Raw genomic sequence first — 20608 nt, 5'->3', positions numbered from 1 at the left:
ATCGCCACTACAGCTGTCGCGAACCAGCGCAACCTCAGCTGGCCTTACAGCGAGTGCCGTCCGGAGGCGTCGTCCCGTCGATCAGGTACTCGGTGCCCGCCTTGTCGACGCACGCGTTGCCCTGCAGGAACACCGTGTGCTGCGTGCCCTCGAAGGTCAGCAGCGAACCCTTAAGCGCCTTCGCGAGGTTGACGCCCGCCTGGTACGGCGTCGCCGGGTCGTTCGTCGTGGAGATCGTCAGGGTCTTCGGCAGGCCTTCGACCTTCGGCTCGTGGGGCTGCGACGTGTTCGGCACCGGCCAGAACGCGCACGCGTCGCGGGCCGAGCTGGCCTCGCGGCCGTCGTCGAGGAACGGGGCGGCCTTTACGTATTTCTCCTGGCCTTCGAGGATCTGCTTCGGATCGGTGACGCGCGGGTCGTCGACGCAGCGGATCGCGATGAAGGCGTCCTGGGTGGTGCCGTAGCTGCCGTCCGGGTTGCGCTCGTTGTAGATGTCGGCCAGCTTCTCCAGCGTGGTGCCGCGCTGCAGCTTCAGCTCGTTCAGCCCGGTGTTCAGGTACTCCCAGAGATTCTGCTGGTAGAGGGCCTGTATGGCACCGGTCGTCGCGTCGTCGTAGGAGAGTTTGCGGCCGTCGCCGACCGGCACGGGGAAGTCGATCAGCCGGCGCGTGAGGTCTTGGAACTGCTTCGTCGCCGCGGCGGGGTCGTTGCCGAGCGCGCAGTCCTGACGCGCCGCGCACCACTTCGCGAACTCGTTGAACGCGCCGCCGAAGCCCTGGCCCTGCGCGACGAGCGAGTCCTCAGGGCTCTGTGTCGGGTCGACAGCACCGTCGAGGACGAGCGCGCGCACGTTCTTCGGGAAGGTCTCCGCGTACGTGGACCCGATGCGCGTGCCGTACGAGTAGCCGAGGTACGTGAGCTTCTCGTCGCCGAGGACGCTTCGCAGCACGTCCATGTCCTTCACGACGTCGCGTGTACCGACGTGCGCGAGCATGTCGTCGCCGTGCTTCGTCCGCTGTGTGCACTTCGCGGCGAAGTCCTTCTGTTCCGTCTCCTGCTTCGCGACCCCGGCCGGAGACCCGTCAGTCTCAGTGTCGTCGGCACGCTCGGCGTCGCGCTCGGGCCCGGTCAGGCATTTGATCTGCGGTTCGCTGGCGCCGATCCCGCGCGGGTCGAAGCCGACCAGGTCGAACCGGTCGCCGAGATCGGACTTCGACACCTGGTCGATCAAGCCCGCCGCGGCCACCATGCCCGAAGCGCCCGGTCCGCCCGGGTTCACCACGAGCGAACCGATTTTGCCGCCCGAATCGCCCGCGCGATGCCGCAGCACGCCGATGGTGATGGTCCGCCCGTCCGGTTTGTCATAGTTCAGCGGAACGGTGAGCCGTCCGCATTCGATGCCCGGCGCTTTGAAGGCCGACCGCGAGTCGTCCGAGGTCGCGTAGGGTGCACACGCGGACCAGGACATGCTCTGCCCGTAGAACCGCGCCAGTCCGGCGGGCACCGGGCCCACCGGCGCGTGCGATTCGACGGTCGGCGCGGGGGTGGCCTGGCCGGGCTCGGACGAGCACGCCGCGAGCGTGGTCACGAGCAGGCCGGCAGCCGTCAACGCGACTATCGGATGGACTTTCGGGCTGGCGCTGGGATGACGGGACACGGTTTGATCGTGCCATCCGGGTGCGGAACTCGAACGCACCGTCGGCGCGTTGGGCAGTGCGGGTGCGACCGGAGACACATCGACACGAGGAGACCAGGGGTGGCTTTGATCAGCCGGGTGGGCAAGCGGCTCCGCCGGATCATCCAGCGGCCGGGCAGCGTCGAGCTGACCCGCTACGAAGCACTGCTGCCCGCCGTCGAGAAGCTCGAACCGGAGCTGGAGAAGCTCGAGGACGCCGAGCTGACCGAGCGCGCGGGCAAGCTGCGGGACGCCATCGGCGGGGCCGCCTCGTTCACCGACAGCCAGCTGATCGAGATCTGCGCGCTCGGCCGCGAGGCCGCCCGGCGCAAGCTCGGCGAGCGGGCCTTCGACGTGCAGCTGCTCGGCACCATGGGCCTGCTCACCGGCCACGTCGTGCAGATGGAGACCGGTGAAGGCAAGACGCTGGCCGGCGCGCTGGCCGGCGCCGGGTACGCGCTGCGCGGCCGCCGGGTGCACGTGGTCACCGTCAACGACTACCTCGCCCGCCGCGACGCGGAGTGGATGGGCCCGGTGTACGAGCTGCTCGGCGTCACCGTCGGCTGGGTCGAACCGGCGCACTCGAAGGAGGAGCGCAAGGAGGCCTACGGCAAGGAGGTCACCTACGGCGCGGTCGCCGAAATCGGCTTCGACGTGCTGCGCGACCGGCTGGTCACCAGCGCCGACGACCTGGTGCAGAAGGCTCCCGAGGTGGCGATCGTCGACGAGGCCGACTCGGTACTGGTCGACGAGGCGCGCGTGCCGCTGGTCATGGCCGGTTCGATCGACCACAACGACGCCGACGAGGAGGTCGCCAAGATCGTCCGGCGGCTGCGCCTCGGCCTGCACTACGAGACCGACTCCGAGGGCCGCAACGCGTGGCTGACCAGCGCCGGCGCGTCGGTCGTGGAGAAGTCGCTCGGCGGCGTCGACCTGTACGACGAGTCCGGTTCGGACCGGCTCGCCGCGGTGAACGTCGCCCTGCACGCGCACGCCCTGCTCACCCGCGACGTCGACTACCTGGTCCGCGACGGCAAGGTGCAGCTGATCAACGCCGCCCGCGGCCGGGTCGCCGAACTGCAGCGCTGGCCGGACGGCCTCCAGGCCGCGGTCGAGGCGAAGGAGCAGGTCACCGCCACCGACCGGGGCGAAATCCTCGACTCGATCACCGTGCAGGCGCTGCTCGCGCGCTACCCCGAGGTCGCGGGCATGACCGGTACCGCGGTGGCGGTCGCCGAGCAGCTGCGCGAGTTCTACAAGCTCGAGGTCGCGGTGATCCCGCCGAACACCCCGAACGTCCGCGAGGACCTGCAGGACCGCGTCTTCGCCTCGCCGTCGCAGAAACTGCGCGCGATCGAGGAGGAGATCCGCACGGTGCACGAGACCGGGCGGCCGATCCTCGTCGGCACCCAGGACGTCGCCGAGTCCGAGGAGCTGGCCGAGAAGCTGGCGAAGGTCGAGCTGCCGTGCGTCGTGCTGAACGCGCGCAACGACGCCGAAGAGGCCGCGATCATCGCCGAGGCGGGCAAGAAGGGCGCGGTCACCGTGTCCACCCAGATGGCGGGCCGCGGTACCGACATCCGGCTCGGCGGCAGCGACGGCGCGACCCGCGAAGAGGTCGCCGAGCTGGGCGGCCTGCACGTCATCGGCACCGCGCGGTATCCGTCGAGCCGCCTCGACGGGCAGCTGCGCGGCCGGTCCGGACGCCAGGGCGACCCGGGCAGCGCGATCTTCTTCGCGAGTCTCAACGACGACCTCGTGCTGTCGAACGCGCCGGATCTGCCGGACGGCATCGACGCGGACACCGAGACCGGCGAGATCACCGACCCGGCCGCGCACCGGCAGCTCAACCACGCCCAGCGCGTCGCCGAGGGCGTCGACCTGGAGATCCACCGCAACACCTGGCGCTACACCCGGCTGATCGAGCGGCAGCGCGCGGAGCTGCTGGAACACCGCGACAAGGTGCTGCACACCGGGCTCGCGGCCGAGGAGCTGGAGAAGGCGCAGCCGGAGAAGTTCGCCGAGCTGAAGGAGAAGCTGGACGACGCCGACCGGCTCGAGCAGGTGTGCCGCGAGGTCCGGCTGTTCCACCTCGACCAGCTGTGGTCGGACCACCTGGCGTATCTCACCGACGTGCGCGAGAGCATCCACCTGCGCGCGCTGGCCCGCGAGACGCCGCTGGACGAGTTCCACCGCGCGGCGATCCCGGAGTTCCACAAGATCATCGCCGAGTCCGCCGCGCGGTCGGCGAAGACGCTGGAGGAAGCCGAGATCACCGACAACGGCCTCGATCTCGCCGAGGTCGGCGTGCGGCGGGCGAACACGACGTGGACGTATCTGGTGCACGACAACCCGTTCGACTCGGACTTCGAGCAGACGGTCAAGAAGGTGCGCAGCATGATGCGGATGAAGAAGTCCTGATTCCTTCTTCCGGAGGGCCCCTCGCCGCGGGTGAGGGGCCCTTCGCCGTTCCCTGGCTCACCTCCGCGTAGTTTCTGTCGGTGCGGTGGGACAGAATGGCGGCATGCCGCAACTGCGCATCGCACTGGCCCAGGTCAACACCACCGTCGGCGACATCGACGGGAACACCGCGCTCACCGTCGAGTGGACCCGCAAGGCCGCCGAGGCGGGCGCGCACGTCGTCGTGTTCCCGGAGATGTCCCAGACCGGCTACCCGGTCGAGGACCTCACGCTCCGGCGCACGTTCGCCGACGCGTCCCGCCGCTCGGTGACCGAACTGGCGCGCCGGCTCGACGAGGCAGGCTGCGGCGACGTGCTCGCGTACGTCGGCTACCTCGACCACGACGAGATCGGCCCGCGCGACGCCGCGGCGGCGCTGTACCGCGGCGAGGTCGTGGCCCGGCAGTTCAAGCACCACCTGCCGAACTACGGCGTGTTCGACGAGCACCGGTATTTCAAGCCGGGCACCGAACTCGAGGTGCTGCGGCTGCACGGCGTCGACATCGGCATGGTGATCTGCGAGGACATCTGGCAGGACGGCGGGCCGATCTCCGCGCTGGGCAAGGCCGGGGTCGACCTGGTGGTCGCGCCGAACGCGTCGCCGTACGAGCGGTCGAAGGACGAACAGCGGCTGCCGCTGATCGCCCGGCGCGCGGCCGAGGCGGGGGCGCCGCTCGTGTACACGAACCAGGTCGGCGGACAGGACGATCTGGTCTTCGACGGCGACTCGCTGGTGGTCGGCGCGGACGGGACGCTGCTCGCACGGGCGCCGCAGTTCGTGGAGCACCTGCTGGTGCTGGACTTGGACCTGCCTGTTGCGAGCGCTGCCGCCACCGGCTCTTTCGACGGGCTGGAAGTGCACCGGCGGGTTTTGAACGACTCGCCGGTGGTCGAGTACGCGCCGCTGGTCGTTCCGACGATCAGCGAACCGCTGTCGGACGAGGCCGAGGTGTGGTCGGCGCTGGTCGTCGGGCTGCGCGACTACGTGCACAAGAACGGCTTCTCGACGGTCACGTTCGGCTTCTCCGGCGGAATCGACTCAGCGGTCTGCGCGGCACTCGCCGCGGACGCCCTCGGCGGGGACAACGTGTACGGGGTTTCGATGCCGTCGAAGTACTCGTCCTCGCACTCGAAGGACGACGCCTCCGACTTGGCGGAGCGGATCGGTGCGCACTACCGGGTCGAGCCGATCGGCGAGATGGTCGATATTTATGTCAACCAGCTGCAGCTGACCGGACTCGCCGAGGAGAACATCCAGGCGCGGGTGCGCGGGATGCTGCTGATGGCGCTGTCCAATTTGGACGGACACCTCGTGCTGGCGACAGGCAACAAGACCGAACTGGCCGTCGGCTACTCGACCATCTACGGCGACGCGGTCGGGGCGTTCGCGCCGATCAAGGATTTGTTCAAGACGCACGTGTGGCAGCTGGCGCGGTGGCGGAACGAGGAAGCGGCCAAACGCGGGGAAACGCCGCCGATCCCGGAAAACTCGATCACGAAGCCGCCGTCGGCGGAGCTGCGCCCGGACCAGAAGGACTCCGATTCGCTGCCGGACTACGAACTGCTGGACGACGTGCTGGACGACTACGTCGAGAACGACCGCGGGTACGCCGACCTGATCGAGGCCGGGTTCGACCCGGAGACGATCGACCGGGTCGTGCGGATGGTCGACCGGGCCGAGTACAAGCGGCGGCAGTACCCGCCGGGCACGAAGATCACGTTCAAGGCGTTCGGGCGGGATCGGCGGCTTCCGATGACCAACGGGTGGCGGGAACGGAAGTCCTGATCGCGGGGTTTGGGCTCGGCTGGGCTGGGTTCGGGGGCGGCTGGCTGGAGAAGTCGGCTGGTTTGGGTTTTGAGGCGGTCGGGTTGCCGGACGTGGTGGGCTGAGATGCCTGGCGGGAGCCCGCAGGGGTGGTCGGCTTCGGTCGGCCGCTGCTAACTCCGGCTGCGGCTGGCCGCGCTTAGCCGCGGCGGGCTGCGGCGGGCTGCGGCGGGCTGCGGCGGGCTGCGGCGGGCTGCGGCGGGCTGCGGACGCAGGCTCGGCCGAGCGAGGTTTAGAGGCGGTCGGCCAGGCCAGCCGGTCGGAATGCCGGACATGGTCGGCAGAATTGCCCAGCGGAAGTCGACCGGGTTGACCGGACACGGCTCCAGGGTCGTGTCGTTTTCTCGCCAGTTTCTGTCGGTGGCGGGTCGTACGCTGGGCGGTATGACGGTTGGGTACACGGTGTTCGACACCCCGATCGGGGCGTGCGGCCTCGCTTGGCGGGATGGTGCGGTGATCGGGACCGCGCTGCCGGGGAGCACGGCTGACCGGACGCGCGCGCACCTCGCGACCCGTTTTCCGGACGCGGCGGAATCGCCGGTGCCGGAAGAACTGCGCGTGGTGGTGGACGATGTCGTCGCGCTGCTGTCGGGTGAAGCTCGCGATTTGCGTGCGGCACCGTTGGATTACCGGGATGTGCCGGAATTCAACCGGCGCGCGTACGACGTCGCGCGGGCTATTCCGCCGGGGAAGGTGCTGACGTACGGGGACATCGCGCATCAGCTGGGTGCGCCGGGTTCCGCGCAGGCCGTCGGGCAGGCGATGGGGAGCAATCCGTTTCCGATCATCGTGCCGTGCCACCGGGTTTTGGGCGCGGGCAAGAACACCGGCGGGTTTTCGGCGCCGGGAGGAGTCGAGACGAAACGGCGGATGCTGGTGATCGAAGGGGCGTTCCCGGAGGAGCCGACGCTGTTCTGACGGGTCGGCTTCGGGACGGTCTGTATCGGGTTGCGGGCTGGCTGGCGCGTTCATGCTTGCTGGGGTGATGAGCGGCAGTCAGCTTGGTTCGGGGATTGGTGCGCTCGGCCGGAATCCAGCCACACCCCCAGTGCGGCAGGATCCCAACCGAGTGCACCGTCTTGCCGGGCGAAGGCCGCAAGCTGCCGAAGCTGTCCGGTCGGCGGTTCGCTAGTCCGGCCGACCATGGGCGGTCAGCCGACCGGCCCGGCTTCGCTGGCAAGCTAGCCCAATCCGCCTGCGCGCCGACTGAACCAGCTGGCCGCAGCAGCCCGACTCAACTTTGGCTGGGCTCAGCTAGCCGACCGGGCCGCCTTCCTAGCCAGCCCCGCCCACGCTCCACCGCATCGACCAACCAACTGGCCGCAGCAAGCCCGAGCCAGCTTTGACTAGGATCAGCCAGCCAACTGGCCCGCCTTTCCTAGCCAGCCAACCCGCCCGCACCGCACCGCACCGCACCGCACCGCACCGCACCGCACCGACCAGTCGATCGCACCAACTGGCCGCGGCGAAAGGCCTGCCCGGCTTTGATCGGGCTCGGTCAGCCGATCGGTCTGCCTGGGCGCAGCCAGCCGCATCCGCCTAGAGGCGGCCAGGAGCTGCATCCGGATGGGGCCAGCCAGGCCTGTTCTTCGCCGGTGGGGTCCAGCCAGCCTTGCTCCTCCCCGTGGAAAGAACCATCCAGCCCCGCCCCTCACCCATGGAAAGAACCAGCCTGTTCCCACCTGCCTCGTTTAGCCGAGGCCGTTCGCCGAGCGGTCGGCTCGGCGTGGAAGTCCGTTCATTCCGCGGGTTTCCACGGCTTCAGCCAGCTCGTTTCCGGCCAGCCCTCGACTGCGGCCAGCAGGGGCATCGCCGTGGCGCCGTCCAGGGATTCGCGGATGATGTCCGCGTGGCCGGCGTGCCGGGCGGTTTCTTCGATCAGGTGCAGCAGCACCCAGCGGACCGACCAGGCCGACGCGTCGTCCGGGAACCAGGGCACGTCTTTCGGGATCGGGACCTCCTGGTTGAGGTCCGCGATGCCGGCGATGACCTCTTCGGTGCGCGCGGCGACCTGGTCGTAGGCGGCGAGGACCGACTCCAGCGTCTCGTCGGGGCCGAGCCGGTAGTTTTCCTGGTAGTCCGCCATGCTTTCGGCGAACGGCTTCTGCGGGATGCGCAGCACCCGGTCGATCCAGCCGCTTTCGGTGGATGACACGTGCTTCACCAGTCCGCCGACGCTCAGGGTGCTCGCGCTCGGCACGGCGCGCGCCTGGTGGTCCGTCAGGCCGTAGGTGGCTGCCTTCATCGCTTGGCGCTGCTGGGTCAGGAAACCGAGCAAACCGTCGCGCTCGTCGGGGGTCAGGGAGAGTTTGTCAGGCATGGTGGCCTCACTTCCGGTGTCTGGTGCTCCGCAGCATCGCACCCGCCACCGACATTTTCCGGCCGCTGACCGGAACGGGAGTCTGCACGACGTACGCGCCGCCGATCACGATCTCCACCGCGTGCACCACCAGCTGGATCCGGGTGAACAGGCCCTCCAGATGCCCGGCCACCGTCGAGATCACCACCAGCACCCACGCGATCAGCACGACCGCCAAGCCGCCGACCGCCCAGGCTCGCCAGCCGGACGGCCACCAGAACACCAGGCTCAGCGCGCCGAGGGCGAAGGCCGCGTTCAGGAGGTTCGGCGTCACGACCGTCTCCGGGACGCCGGCGTACACCATCAGCACGATCCCGAACGCCGAGACCGAAACCGACGTCAGCCTGCCGGTCCAATGCACTGGGGCCAGGCGCATCAGGGTCGGGCCGGTGAGGAAGAAGGCCAGGCCGCCGATGCCGGTCGCGAGCTGGAAGACCGGTTGCGCGTAGAACAAATCCCAGACCGGCTGGTCGGTCAGCGACACCCCGGTCGGCACGAAGAACTCCAGCAGCCACGCGGAATACCCCGCCAAACCCAGTCCGAGCAGGACTATCGAAGCCACCCGCGCAGCATGCACTTGCCCACCCTAAGCGAATCTCTGCGACGAAGTGCCGGATGGTGTCACACCCGTGACTTACCGGATGTTCCGGACACCATCCGCTACCACGAACTCACTCACCGAATCCCTGGGGAGATTACCGGATCGCGGTTGGCAGACGGCCAATACCACCCCTGAAAACGGGGGTGGACGTGGGCGGGCGGGCATCGGGGGAGGCCAGGGCGGCGGGGCTAGGCGGCGGGATCGCGGACTGGACGGACGCGCACGGGAGTGGTTGGGCGCGCGTGCAGGCCGGGTGGAGCGGGGCGGGCAGCGGCGGGCGGCAGGAGGAGGCGGTGGGGGGATGCCCGAAGTTAAAGGCAGACGGCCCGCGACCAGCCTGAGCCACGGCAGGGGTCGGCGGCGGGGAGTGTCTGCGGTTGCCGACATTCCAGAGTCGGCAACCGCAGGCGTACGCGGCGCACTGTCTGCAGTTGCCGACACCGCTCAGCACCGGCCCAGCATGGCCCGGCGAGAGCGGCTCAGCACAAAACCAGAACCGTCACCCCTGCGGGCGGACGAACGGGAACAGCACCGTCTGCCGGATCGAAGTCCCGCTCAGCATCATCAGCAGGCGGTCCACTCCGAGGCCCAGTCCGCCAGTCGGGGGCATTCCGTGTTCCAGTGCCAGCAGGAAGTCCTCGTCCAGTTCCATCGCCTCGACGTCGCCGCTCGCCGCGCGCAGGGACTGGGCTTCCAGGCGGCGGCGTTGTTCGAGCGGGTCCGTCAGCTCCGTGTACGCGGTTCCGACTTCCGAGCCGAAGGCGATCAGGTCCCATCGTTCCGCCAAGAGCGGGTCTTGCCGGTGCTGGCGGGTCAGCGGGGAGACCTCGGTCGGGTAGTCCGTGTAGAACGTCGGCAGGACCGTTGAGCCTTCCACCAAATGCTCGTGCGCTTTCAGGACCAGGTCGCCGGGGCCGGCTTCCTCCGACACCGGGACGCCGGCGGCCGTGCACAGCTTGCGCAACGTGGCTATTGGTGTGCGTGAGTCGATTTCCTCGCCCAAGGCCTCCGAGACGGCTTGGTGCACCGGGATCACGGGCCAGTCGCCGGAGATGTCGTGTTCGACGAGGTGGCCGTTGGCGTCGGGGCGTCGCACGATCTGTGCGCCGTACGCGGCTTCGGCGGCGTACTGGATCAGGTCGCGCATCAGGTGGCGCATGGAGTTGTAGTCCGCGTACGCCTGGTACGCCTCCAGCATCGTGAACTCCGGGTTGTGCGTCGCGTCCACGCCCTCGTTGCGGAAGTTCCGGTTCAGTTCGAAGACCCGCTCGACGCCGGCCACGCACAGCCGCTTCAGGTACAGCTCAGGAGCGATCCGCAGGTACATCCGCATGTCGTAGGCGTTGATGTGCGTGACGAACGGGCGGGCGTTGGCGCCGCCGTGGATGGTTTGCAGCATGGGGGTTTCGACTTCGAGGAAGTCGCCCTGGTGCAGGCGTTCGCGGACGGCGCGGACGACCGTCGAGCGCAGGCGCAGCATGTTCGCGGAGTCCGGGTTGACCGCCAGGTCCAGGTAGCGCTGGCGCACCCGCGTCTCCGGGTCGGTGAGGCCTTTTCGCTTGTCCGGCAACGGGTGCAGGCACTTCGCGGTGACGGTCCACTCGTCCACCAGCACGGACAGCTCGCCCCGTCGAGAGGTGATGACCTCGCCGCTCACGCCGACGTGGTCGCCGAGGTCGACGCCGGTGCGCCAGCCGCTCAGGTCGAGCACCTTCGCGTCGAGCATCAGCTGCAGTTCGCCGGAGAAGTCCTTGATCCGCGCGAAACACAGGCCGCCGAGGGTGCGCAGGGCGAGCACCCGACCGGCCACTCGCACGCGTTTTCCGGTGTGAGAGTCCGGTTCCAGTCCGGAAAACGCGTGCACGACGTCGCCGAGGTGGTCTTCCCGGGAGAAGCCGACGGGATACGGGTCCACGCCGAGTTCCCGCAGTTTGTCCACTTTGGCCACCCGCACGCGCACCTGTTCCGGCCGCCGCTTGGCCCGCGGCACGACCTGCGCCGCTTCCTCGTCGATCCGCCGGACCTGCTCGACGAACTCCTCCCCCACGTTCTCCAGCCGCAGCGACCGCGCGCGGCCGGTGGGCACGAAGCCCTCCAGCGCGCCCGCGACGATGCCGACCCGCGGGAGCCGCCGTGCCGAGGAGTAGCAGAGGAACCGCGGTTCCCAGTCCGGGCCGTACTTGGCGTTGGACCGGTACAGCGATTCCAGCTGGAAGAACCGCGACGCAAGGCCGAGCACTGCCCGCCAGGCGCGCAGCACCGGGCCGGCGCCGATGCGCTCGCCTTCGGAAAACACTGCGCGGAACATCGCGAAGTTCAGCGAGATCCGCTGTGCGCCGACGTGCTGGGCGGCCGCGACGACTTCGGCGACCATGAATTCGTTGAGCCCGTTCTCGGCATCCCGGTCACGGCGCATCAGGTCGAGCGAGAGCCCCCGACGGCCCCACGGCACGAACGACAGCAGGCCGCGCAGTTCGCCGCGCGCGTCGTACGCCTCGACCATCACGCTGCGGCCGTCGCTCGGGTCGCCGAGACGGCCGAGAGCCATCGAGAAGCCGCGCTCGGTCTCGTCGACGCGCCACTGCTGCGCACGGGCCAGCAGTTGCACCATCTCGTCTTCGGGGATTTCGCTGTGCCGCCGGACCTGCGCGGTGTACCCGGCGCGCTGGATCCGCTTCACCGCCTGTCGCACAGACTTCCGCTCAGGGCCGGTGAGAGAGAACTCTCGGACGTCGAGGACCGCTTCGTCGCCGATCTGCAGCGCGCGCAGCCCTGCCGCGGCGTAGGCCTTCGCGCCCTTCTCGCTCGCGCCGAGCACGCCTGGCGTCCAGCCGTACGTACGCGCTTCGTGGAGCCACGCCTGCACCGCGTCCGGCCACGCGTCCGGGTCGCCGATCGGGTCCGCGCTCGCCACTGTGGTGCCAGCGAGCACGCGGTACGTGACCGCGGCGCGGCCGTTGGGCGCGAACATGACGCTCTTGTCGCGACGCGTCGCGAAGTAGCCGAGAGAGTCGTCTTCGCCGTACTCCCCCAGCAGACGGCGCAACTGGAGTTCTTCGTCGTCTGTCCGAATGCGACGGCTGCGTACGCCGCGGAAGAGCGTGTACAGCGCGGCCGTGGACACGAAGGTCGCGCCGAGGTCGAGGATCACGTCGATCCACGCCGGGCCTTCTCCGACGCCGATCCGGCGCAGCTGCAGGTTCTCGCCGGTGGCGTGGTTGACCACCCAGGCGAACCGCTCCCACGTGTCGCCGAGACTGCCCGGGAATACCTCGGTGAGCGCCCAGCCGAGCACAATCACCCCGAGGAACCCGCCGAACAGCACGGAAAGCCCGTTCCACCAGGCGCCGGGGGCGAGCCGCGCGGGGAACGCCGGCCGCAGCGACAGCAGGAACACGATCAGCAGGATCGAGATCACGTCGGCCACCGCGAGCGCGCCGACCTGTGTCGGGATGTGCCGCATCTGCCGGGCGTTGAGGGTGAGCAGGTCGGGAGCCCAGAGCAGCAGCGCCTGCAGGACCAGCGTGGTGATCAGCCCGGCGACCTGGAACAGCACGAGCACGTACAGCGCGGCCTTCTTGCGCCTGCGCAGCGCCGCGCCGAGCACGACCAGCAGCAGCACGATCACCAGGCTCGAACTGGTCGGCACGCTCAGCACGCCGAACGCCATGTCGACGCCGTTCAGCAGGTGCCCGTGACGGCCGCCGGTGAGCAGCAGCACGACCGAGAAAATCGCCGCCAGCTGCACGACAGTGGCCACGAGACCGCCGGCGCGGGCCTTCCAGCCAAGGACGCGCGGGCGGGCGCTCACTGGGGTTCCCATTGGAGCCTTTCTGTGCGGCGCAGCCGCTCCGTTGAGGGAGGTGGTGGGGCGGCAGCAGGGCTTTCTTGCGGCGCGGCACTCCGTCGAGGCGCCGGACTTTCTCACCACCGGGCGCATATCGGCCCGGTGCCTATCAAGACGTCACAGGAGGCAAAACGGTTGTCGCTACCCGGCCGTGTGAAGCTGGTCGCACGACCTTGGGACCCTCCCGCGCGCGTGTCAGGCTGTGTCCGGTACTGACTCCACGACCCGGGGACCTCCGCGAGGCCTCGAGGGAAGGACGGTCGACGACGATGTCTGCCCAGTCTGCCCAACCCGACGGCGCCGCCGGCGAGGTGGCCGCCCCTTACGGAACCGGCCCGGCTAGCAACGCCGGCCCGAGCAAGCCGCGAAAAGTCCGGATTCATCATCTGCGCGAGCTGAAGGACCGCGGCGAACCGTGGCCGATGCTCACCGCTTACGACATGTATACCGCCGAGCTGTTCGACGAAGCAGGCATCCCCGTGCTGCTGGTCGGCGACTCCGCGGCGAACAACGTGTTCGGCTACGACACCTCGCTGCCGGTCACGGTGGACGAGCTGCTTCCGCTGGTCCGCTCGGTCACCAGGGCGGCGAAACGCGCGCTCGTGGTGGCTGACCTGCCGTTCGGCTCCTATCAGCTGTCCCCGGAGCAGGCGCTGGCCACGTCCGTCCGGTTCATGAAGGAGGGCCGCGCGCACGCCGTCAAGCTTGAAGGCGGGCACCGGTTCGCGCCGCACGTCGAGGCGCTCACCTCGGCTGGCATCCCGGTCATGGGCCACATCGGGTTCACTCCGCAGAGTGAACACAACCTCGGCGGCTACCGGGTGCAGGGGCGCGGCGAAGCGGCGGAGAAGCTGCTCGCCGACGCGCTGGCCCTGCAGGAAGCCGGCGCCTTCGCGGTCGTGATGGAGATGGTGCCCGCCGAAGCGGCGAAGCGCGTCACGCACGAGCTGAAGATCCCGACGGTCGGCATCGGCGCCGGTCCGGACTGCGACGCACAGGTGCTGGTCTGGCAGGACATGGCCGGGCTGCGCCGCGGCAAGGCGCCGCGGTTCGTGAAGCGGTACGCCGACGTCGCCGGGGTGCTGCAGAGTGCCGCGACGGCGTTCGCCGAGGACGTCCGGCGCGGCGAGTTCCCCGCGCCCGAGCACGCGTTCCACTGAGCTGTCTCGTGAGTGCCGGTGCGAACCGGCACTCACGAGCGGCGGAACCGCTCGGCCAGCTCCGGATCGTTCTCCCACCACAGCCCCTTCGCCGGTGCCTCGCCTGCCGCCGCCTCCTCGTCCAGCTTCCGGTCGAGCCGTTTCGCCCGTTTCTCGTCGTCGCGCGCCCAGCGGAGGAACAGCGCGCCGACGAACGGCAGGCCGGCGACGTCGCCGCCGATCCACAGCACGCCCGCGCCGATGATCTGGTCGGTCCGGCGGTCCGGTCCCCAGTCGCGGTGCACCGCGTCGTAGTGCGCGGGCGCGAGCAGCGGGCCGAGCCACAGCACGAGGCCGAGCGCGCCGTCGAAGACCACTTCGGCGAACGAGATCCACACCGACACCAGGTGCGAGCCGCCGCGTGGCGTCGGGTCTAGCTGCACACGGCTGTAGAAGTAGAGGAAGCCGGCGAGTACAAGCGCTACGCGCACGAAGCCGCCGACGACCGCTGAGTCGAGCGAAAGCTCGTACAGCGGCGTGAGGTAGATGAGCAGGAACGGCGCGATCAGCACCACGGTGACTGCCAGCGGGAAAGTGATGAACTGCGCGAAGGGGCCACGGCCGTGCGTACGCAACCATGCGGCGAGCCTGGGCGGCGCGGTGCGCATCAGGAGCGTCACCGGCGCGCCGAGCGCGAGAAGCAGCGGCGTCACCATCAGCAGCACAGTGTTCTGCGTCGCGCGTACCCAGAACAGCGTCGTGTCGTACACCCCTAGGAACGAGCACGTGACAACGACGAGCGTGGCCAGCCCGGCGAGGAACGCTGCAGTCCGCCCGGCCGCCCACTCCTGCCGGCGGGCCGCCGCGACGTAACCGACGCCGAGCGCGAGCGCGACAAGGACGGCCGGGACGTCGAGGGTCCAGGCCGTGAAGAGCGTCGATCCGCTCAGCGGGGGCAGGTCAGGCACGTTTTCGATGCGTTCAGTGTGCACCCGGCGAAATTGCGCTTTACGCCGCCCCCGACACTCCGAAGAAGATCAGGCTGCCAATTCCGGCGACCGCGCAGTAGATGGCGAACGGGGTCAAGGTGCGCGTTTCAAAGTATTTCGTCAGAAAACGGACAGAAATGTAGGACGCCGCGAACGCCACCACGCTGCCGACGAGCGCCGGGCCGAGCGACGGCTTGTTCTCCGGCGTGAACAGCGTCGGCATCTTCAACGCGCCCGCGGCGAGGATCACCGGCGTGGCCAGCAGCCAGGCGAACCGGGCGGCGTCCTCGTGGTCCAGCCCGCGCCGCAGACCGGCCACCATGGTGATGCCGGAACGGCTGATTCCGGGCAGCAGAGCCAAAATCTGTGCCGAACCGATGAGCACGGCCTCCTTCACGCTCAGCTTCGACAGCCGGACGTCGGTGGCCTCGTCGACGGTGACCGCGCGCATCACCATCGTGTCCTCGGCGCTGAAGTCGACGGTCTCCTCCTCGCGCGCGACCGCCTTGGCGGGCTTGCGGGAGAACTTCTCCGCGGCGTAGAGCACACCGCCGTTGAGCGCGAGGAAGATCGCCGACGGCACCGGTTTGCCGAGGATGTCGCGCAGCAGGCTTTCCAACAGCAGCCCGGCGATCCCGACCGGAATCGTGGCGAGGATAAGCAGCCAGGCGAGGCGCTGGTCGGCGGTGCGGACCTCACGGCGGCGGATCGACGTCCACAGCCCGGTGACGATGCGCACCCAGTCGCGCCGGAAGAAGAGGACCAGCGCGATCGCGGTGGCGACGTGCATGGCCACCAGCACCGCGAGATACGGCGAATCCTTTCCGATGCTCAGGTCGCGGCCCCAGCTTCCGCCGACGAGAGCAGGCACCAGGACGCTGTGCCCGAGACTGGACACCGGAAACAATTCCGACACGCCTTGCAAAGCGCCGACGACAATGGACTCGAGGTAGCTGACCGCGGACATTCACGAAGCCTTTCTCGCCGCAGTTCGGGCATTCCCCGAAAAGCTACCGAGGGCCGGGTTAACGCTGAGCAAGCCGGGCGGAAACACTCGGACGCGACACTTTTCCGTCGCCGTTTGTTCACCTTGTTCACATCCGTGAACATCAATCATGTACTTGACCAGTGTTCTCTCGATGTCTTAGCGTGAGCGCACGCCGCATCCGAAGTCATCGAGCCTCGACGAGGAGGGTTGGAATGCGTGTCCGCGACCGAGTTCTGGCAGCCGCTGCCGGAACCGCAGCACTGCTCGCACTCGCCACACCCGCGGCGTCCGCCGGGACAGTCCCGGTCAAGACTTCCGCCGAGCTGAAAGCCGCGCTGGCCTCGGCCAAACCCGGCACCACGATCCAGCTGGCCGAAAACACCACCTACACCGGCAATTTCAAGGCCACCGCCAACGGCACCGAGTCCGGCCGCATCACGCTCGCCGGCCCGCGCAGCGCGGTCGTGCAGGCGTCCGGCGGCCGCACCATCGAACTGACCGGCAGCTACTGGACGCTGTCCGGGTTCACCGTCACCGGCGGCCAGAAGGGCGTGATGGCGCTGGGCGTCAACCACACGCTCGTGGACGGGCTCAAGGTGACCGGCATCGGCCACGAGGGCATCCACTTCCAGCACGGCAGCAGCGACAACGTCGTGCAGAACTCCGAAATCTCCGACACCGGCAAGGAAAACGGCGGCTTCGGCGAGGGCGTCTACTTCGGCTCGGCGAAGAGCAACTGGCCGGACGGGCAGCCCGACCACAGCGACCGCAACAAGGCGATCGGCAACAAGATCGGCCCGAATGTGCGCGCGGAGTCCATCGACGTCAAGGAAGGCACCACCGGCGGCGAACTGCGCGGCAACACCTTCGACGGCACCGGGCAGAGCGGCGAGAACTACGCCGACAGCTGGGTCGACCTGAAGGGCAACGGATACCTGGTCACTGGCAACAAGGGCAGCAAGGTCTTCGTGCACGACGCGACCTACGGGGCGTTCGAGGTCCATGTGCAGCTCGACGGCTGGGGCCGGGACAACACCTTCTCGGACAACACCGCGGACGTGCAGGCGCCGTCGGCCTACGGCTTCTACGTGGTCAAAGCGGCCACTGGGAACAAGGTCTGCGTCAGCAACAAGGTGACGAACGCAGGGAAGGGCTTCGCGAACGTAGCCACGGCATCAGGCTGCTGACCGCGATCACAGACGGGGGCCCGCTCAGCCCGGCGGCGGGGGCGGGCCCCCACCCACCTCCTCGTGAGTGGCAATGCCGGTTCTAACCGGCATTGCCACTCACGACCCCAGGTGTGGTGCAGCCGCCGGCCTTCGGGAAGAGTGTCCGGCATGGACGAGCTTTACCCGCCGGTCCCGGTGCGCGCCGACGGCATGCTGGACGTCGGCGACGGGCACCGGATCTACTGCCAGGAAGCCGGGAACCCGCGGGGGAAACCGGTCGTGGTGCTGCACGGCGGGCCCGGCAGCGGCGTCGCCCCGATGACCCGGCGGCACTTCGACCCCGAGGCGTACCGGATCATCCTCTTCGACCAGCGCGGGGCGGGCCGCAGCACGCCCAACGCCGGCGACGACGATCTGTCGGCGAACACATTGTGGCACTTGGTTTCCGACATGGAGCTGCTGCGCGAACGGCTGAACATCGAACGCTGGCAGCTCTTCGGCGGATCGTGGGGTTCGACGCTGGCCCTGGCGTACGCGGAGACCCACCCGGCACGGGTGTCCGAGATGGTGCTGCGCGGGATTTTCACCGTGCGCCAACGGGAACTGGACTGGCTCTATCGCGGCGGCGCGGCGAATCTCTTCCCGGCGGAGTGGGATGCGTTCCTGGAGCCGCTGGAAAATACGGAAGATCCGCTCGCCGGGTACGCGGAACTGCTCCACTCCCCCGACCGCGCAGTGCGCGAGCGGGCCGCGATCGCGTGGAGCGTCTGGGAAGGCGCGACGGTGGCGCTGCTGCCGCAACAGTCCTTTGTGAACCAATACGCGAACCCGCAGTTCGCGCTGACGTTCGCTCGTCTCGCGGTGCACTACTTCGGGCATGGCGCGTGGCTTGAAGAAGGCCAGCTGATCCGGGACGCGGGGAAGCTCGCCGGGATCCCGGGCGTGCTGGTGCAAGGGCGGTACGACGCGGTGTGCCCGCCGATCACCGCGCATCAGCTGCATCGGGCTTGGCCCGGGTCGGAGCTGAAGCTGGTCGAGGGCGCCGGGCACGCGATCAGCGATCCGGGGGTGATTCCCGCGCTGCGCGAGGCTACGGACGGGTTCCGGTAGCCAGCCCGGCGCGGATCAGGCCGGCGACTTCCTCCGGCGCTTCGAAGTGCACGTCGTGCCCGGTATCCGTCTCCCGTAAGGAAAGCAGCGGGGTGTCGGCGGCCGCGGCGGTGAGCTGTTCGGCGAATTCCTCGCGGTAGCGGGCGAACTCGACGCCGACGTCTTCCGGAAGCATCATCCCGGCTTCGGGCCGCAGCGAGGAAACGACCACGAGCGGGCATTGCGTGGCCCGGTAAGCCGCGATCAGGTCGAGTTCGTCGAACGCCGCGATCAGCGCGCCGAGGTCGGGATCGTCGGAGAGCCGGACCTGCTCGTCGACAAAGGCGCGCAGCACCGGGCCGGTGGGATTCGTGTGCCCGTCGAGGTTGACCGCCAGCGGGCATTCGGGATGCTCCGTGGCCCACAACGCGGCCAGCATGCCGCCGAGCGAATGGCCGACCACCGCGGGCCGGTCGAGGCCGAAATGCCCGATGACGTCGGCGAGATCGGCCAGCGCGCGCTGCCAGTCCCAGGGGCCCGGACGGAAGGTGTACGTGACGATCCGGAATTCGGGCAGCAGCGGGACCAGGTCGTCCCAGTCGTGCCTCGTGCGGCCCCCGCCGCCGTGCAGCAGGACGACCGGCGCGCCAGTGCCGCCATGATCACGCAGATCCATGGCGGCACTGTGCAGGCCGGGCGTCGGTCCCGGCAGCCGGATTAAATCCGGCCGCCGCTGGAGCTGTCGCCGCCGGAAAGCCGTTGTGCCAGGTAAACCGGCACCGTCGACACGATGATCAGCACCGCGGCCACCACGTTGACCACCGGGGCCTGGTTCGGGCGGAACAGGTTGTTGTAGATCCAGATCGGCAGCGTTTCCATGCCGGTGCCGAGGGTGAACGTGGTCACGATGATCTCGTCGAACGACAGCGCGAACGCCAGCAAACCACCCGCCAGCAAAGCGGATCGCAGCATCGGGAAGGTCACCAGGCGGAACGTCGTCATGCCGTCCGCGCCGAGGTCCATCGACGCTTCTTCGAGATTCCCGCCCATCCGGCGCAGCCGGGCGACGACGTTGTTGAACACCACCACGATGCAGAACGTGGCGTGCGCGACGATCGCCGTCATCAGCCCGAGGTCGAGCCCGAAGATCGTCCGGAACGCGTTGTTCAGCGCGATCCCGGTGACGATGCCGGGCAGCGCGATCGGCAGGACCACCAGCAGCGACAGCGAGTTCCGGCCGAAGAACCGGTATTTCTGCAACGCGAACGCGGCCATCGTGCCGAGCACCAAGGCGATCGCGGTCGCCGAAAGACCGGCGATGACGCTGGTCCACAAGGCATGCAGGGCGCCCTCGTTGGTGACCGCGCGGCCCCACCATTCCAGCGTGAAGCTCTTCGGCGGCCAGCCGAACGTGGTGTCCGCGTTGACCGAGTTCAGCAGGACCACCAGCAGCGGGAAGTAAATCACCGCGAATCCGACGCCGAGCGCGGTCCACAGCAGCACCCGGGCGGGTTTCGACATCCGCACGGCGGTCTCCTAGAGGTTGTCCAGCGCACCGGTGCGACGCACCGCGGCCAGGTAGACGAGCATGATCACGACCGGCACTGTCGCCACGGTCGCGGCGAACGGCAGGTTGTTGGCCGCGCCGATGTTGTCGTACACGACGTTTCCGAGCATCTGCGAAGTGCCGCCGACGATCTTCACCGCGATGTAGTCGCCGAGCGACAGCGAGAAGGTGAAGATCGAACCCGCGACGATCGCCGGGAACGTGAGCGGCAGGATCACCGAACGGAACGTGCGGAAGGACTTCGCGCCGAGGTCGCCGGAAGCGTCCACCAGGGACGTCGGCAGCCGTTCGAGGCCCGCGTAGATCGGCAGGATCATGTACGGCAGCCAGAGATACGACAGCGTGATCACGGTCGCGGTGACGCCGTATCCCGGGCCGGACAGGCCGAGCGGGTCCAGCAGCCAGTTGAGCACTCCGTTGCCGGACAACAGGGTCCGCCACGCGTACGCCTTCACCAGGTAGCTCGCCCACAGCGGCGTCATCACCATGATCACCAGCACCCGCTGTGCCTTCGGCGAGGCGAGTTTGGCCATGGCGAAGGCCATCGGGAACGCGATCACCGCGTCGATCACCGTCACCAGCAGCGCGATGCCGACGGTGCGGAACGTGATCGTGCGATAGACCGAATCACTGAAAAGAGTGACGAAGTTGTCGAAGGACCAGTCGGTGACCACCTTGCCGGTGAAGACGTCGGTGGACCAGAAGGCCGTGATGAAGAGGGCGGCGAGCGCGCCGAGGTAGGCCAGGCCGAGCCAGAGCATCGGCGCGGTGAGGAGAAGTCCGAGGCGCAGCTGGGGTTTGCGGTGGAAGAAGGCCGAGATGCGATGGCTCGGCGGGCTCACGGCGGTCATGTCTTAGCGCTTTCGGGTGCGGAAGGGAGAAAAGCCGGGAGCTGCGGGA

At 68.8% G+C, this 20608-nt stretch carries 15 protein-coding genes; 6 read left to right on the top strand and 9 right to left on the bottom strand.

The genetic code is table 11. From position 1 onward, the window contains the following. Positions 1-34: 34 nt before the first annotated feature. Positions 35-1588 carry an alpha/beta hydrolase gene (locus tag ACFSVL_RS28275; protein ID WP_378308601.1) on the bottom strand — a complete coding sequence of 518 codons (1554 nt, stop codon included), beginning with the start codon at positions 1586-1588 and terminating at the stop codon, positions 35-37. Between the two features lie 168 nt (positions 1589-1756). Between ACFSVL_RS28275 and secA2 the strand changes: the two genes are divergently transcribed. From secA2 to ACFSVL_RS28260, 3 genes are all read left to right on the top strand, one after another. Continuing rightward, positions 1757-4096 carry an accessory Sec system translocase SecA2 gene (secA2, locus tag ACFSVL_RS28270; RefSeq protein ID WP_378308586.1) on the top strand — a complete coding sequence of 780 codons (2340 nt, stop codon included), beginning with the start codon at positions 1757-1759 and terminating at the stop codon, positions 4094-4096. Positions 4097-4199: 103 nt separating this feature from the next. Further along, the gene (locus ACFSVL_RS28265) at positions 4200-5921 is read left to right on the top strand and encodes an NAD+ synthase (protein ID WP_378308585.1); all 1722 of its coding nucleotides are present in this window, start codon (positions 4200-4202) and stop codon (positions 5919-5921) included. Positions 5922-6344: 423 nt separating this feature from the next. Then, on the top strand, positions 6345-6878 hold the full coding sequence (locus ACFSVL_RS28260) for a methylated-DNA--[protein]-cysteine S-methyltransferase (protein ID WP_378308584.1): 534 nt from the start codon (positions 6345-6347) through the stop codon (positions 6876-6878). A gap of 820 nt (positions 6879-7698) precedes the next feature. Here ACFSVL_RS28260 and ACFSVL_RS28255 read toward each other — a convergent pair. The 3 genes from ACFSVL_RS28255 to lysX all read right to left on the bottom strand — a co-directional run bounded on the left by ACFSVL_RS28255 (position 7699) and on the right by lysX (position 12743). After that, entirely contained in the window at positions 7699-8280 is a 582-nt protein-coding gene (locus ACFSVL_RS28255; protein WP_378308583.1) for a DinB family protein, read from the bottom strand. 7 nt (positions 8281-8287) lie between these two features. Continuing rightward, on the bottom strand, positions 8288-8881 hold the full coding sequence (locus ACFSVL_RS28250) for a hypothetical protein (protein ID WP_378308582.1): 594 nt from the start codon (positions 8879-8881) through the stop codon (positions 8288-8290). 538 nt (positions 8882-9419) lie between these two features. After that, entirely contained in the window at positions 9420-12743 is a 3324-nt protein-coding gene (gene lysX / locus ACFSVL_RS28245; RefSeq protein ID WP_378308581.1) for a bifunctional lysylphosphatidylglycerol synthetase/lysine--tRNA ligase LysX, read from the bottom strand. A gap of 293 nt (positions 12744-13036) precedes the next feature. Here lysX and panB point away from each other — a divergent pair, with 293 nt between their 5' ends. Next, the gene (panB, locus tag ACFSVL_RS28240; protein ID WP_378308580.1) at positions 13037-13927 is read left to right on the top strand and encodes a 3-methyl-2-oxobutanoate hydroxymethyltransferase; all 891 of its coding nucleotides are present in this window, start codon (positions 13037-13039) and stop codon (positions 13925-13927) included. A gap of 32 nt (positions 13928-13959) precedes the next feature. Here panB and ACFSVL_RS28235 read toward each other — a convergent pair whose 3' ends face one another. Together ACFSVL_RS28235 and ACFSVL_RS28230 are read right to left on the bottom strand one after the other, a co-directional pair. Then, positions 13960-14898, bottom strand: coding sequence for a cytochrome c oxidase assembly protein (locus ACFSVL_RS28235; RefSeq protein ID WP_378308579.1), 939 nt, complete (start codon positions 14896-14898; stop codon positions 13960-13962). Positions 14899-14914: 16 nt separating this feature from the next. Beyond that, positions 14915-15862 carry an undecaprenyl-diphosphate phosphatase gene (locus tag ACFSVL_RS28230; RefSeq protein WP_378308578.1) on the bottom strand — a complete coding sequence of 316 codons (948 nt, stop codon included), beginning with the start codon at positions 15860-15862 and terminating at the stop codon, positions 14915-14917. Between the two features lie 233 nt (positions 15863-16095). Here ACFSVL_RS28230 and ACFSVL_RS28225 point away from each other — a divergent pair, with 233 nt between their 5' ends. Together ACFSVL_RS28225 and pip are read left to right on the top strand one after the other, a co-directional pair. Then, positions 16096-17070, top strand: coding sequence for a hypothetical protein (locus tag ACFSVL_RS28225; protein WP_378308577.1), 975 nt, complete (start codon positions 16096-16098; stop codon positions 17068-17070). A gap of 150 nt (positions 17071-17220) precedes the next feature. Next, on the top strand, positions 17221-18162 hold the full coding sequence (pip, locus tag ACFSVL_RS28220) for a prolyl aminopeptidase (protein ID WP_378308576.1): 942 nt from the start codon (positions 17221-17223) through the stop codon (positions 18160-18162). Here the strand turns inward: pip and ACFSVL_RS28215 are convergent. The 3 genes from ACFSVL_RS28215 to ACFSVL_RS28205 are packed head-to-tail and all read right to left on the bottom strand — an operon-like array spanning position 18143 to position 20559. Then, complete coding sequence (locus ACFSVL_RS28215) at positions 18143-18817, bottom strand: alpha/beta fold hydrolase (RefSeq protein ID WP_378308575.1); 675 nt, start codon at positions 18815-18817, stop codon at positions 18143-18145. The genes pip and ACFSVL_RS28215 overlap by 20 nt on opposite strands. 41 nt (positions 18818-18858) lie before the next feature. Then, positions 18859-19662 carry an ABC transporter permease gene (locus tag ACFSVL_RS28210; protein ID WP_378308574.1) on the bottom strand — a complete coding sequence of 268 codons (804 nt, stop codon included), beginning with the start codon at positions 19660-19662 and terminating at the stop codon, positions 18859-18861. A gap of 15 nt (positions 19663-19677) precedes the next feature. Beyond that, positions 19678-20559: an ABC transporter permease gene (locus tag ACFSVL_RS28205; protein WP_378308573.1), complete on the bottom strand. Its 882-nt coding sequence runs from the start codon at positions 20557-20559 to the stop codon at positions 19678-19680. Between the last annotated feature and the right edge of the window lie 49 nt (positions 20560-20608).

Source organism: Amycolatopsis silviterrae (assembly GCF_042684085.1).
GTDB classification, from domain to species: domain Bacteria; phylum Actinomycetota; class Actinomycetes; order Mycobacteriales; family Pseudonocardiaceae; genus Amycolatopsis; species Amycolatopsis silviterrae.
This window is presented reverse-complemented; position numbering and strand designations above follow the sequence as displayed.

Excerpts from the sequence above, each read along its gene's own strand:
- ACFSVL_RS28265 (WP_378308585.1), top strand. The coding sequence starts at position 4,200 with ATGCCGCAACTGCGCATCGCACTGGCCCAGGTCAACACCACCGTCGGC.
- ACFSVL_RS28260 (WP_378308584.1), top strand. The coding sequence starts at position 6,345 with ATGACGGTTGGGTACACGGTGTTCGACACCCCGATCGGGGCGTGCGGC.
- ACFSVL_RS28255 (WP_378308583.1), bottom strand. The coding sequence starts at position 8,280 with ATGCCTGACAAACTCTCCCTGACCCCCGACGAGCGCGACGGTTTGCTC.
- lysX (WP_378308581.1), bottom strand. The coding sequence starts at position 12,743 with ATGGGAACCCCAGTGAGCGCCCGCCCGCGCGTCCTTGGCTGGAAGGCC.
- panB (WP_378308580.1), top strand. The coding sequence starts at position 13,037 with ATGTCTGCCCAGTCTGCCCAACCCGACGGCGCCGCCGGCGAGGTGGCC.
- ACFSVL_RS28230 (WP_378308578.1), bottom strand. The coding sequence starts at position 15,862 with ATGTCCGCGGTCAGCTACCTCGAGTCCATTGTCGTCGGCGCTTTGCAA.
- ACFSVL_RS28225 (WP_378308577.1), top strand. The coding sequence starts at position 16,096 with ATGCGTGTCCGCGACCGAGTTCTGGCAGCCGCTGCCGGAACCGCAGCA.
- pip (WP_378308576.1), top strand. The coding sequence starts at position 17,221 with ATGGACGAGCTTTACCCGCCGGTCCCGGTGCGCGCCGACGGCATGCTG.
- ACFSVL_RS28215 (WP_378308575.1), bottom strand. The coding sequence starts at position 18,817 with ATGGATCTGCGTGATCATGGCGGCACTGGCGCGCCGGTCGTCCTGCTG.
- ACFSVL_RS28210 (WP_378308574.1), bottom strand. The coding sequence starts at position 19,662 with ATGTCGAAACCCGCCCGGGTGCTGCTGTGGACCGCGCTCGGCGTCGGA.
- ACFSVL_RS28205 (WP_378308573.1), bottom strand. The coding sequence starts at position 20,559 with ATGACCGCCGTGAGCCCGCCGAGCCATCGCATCTCGGCCTTCTTCCAC.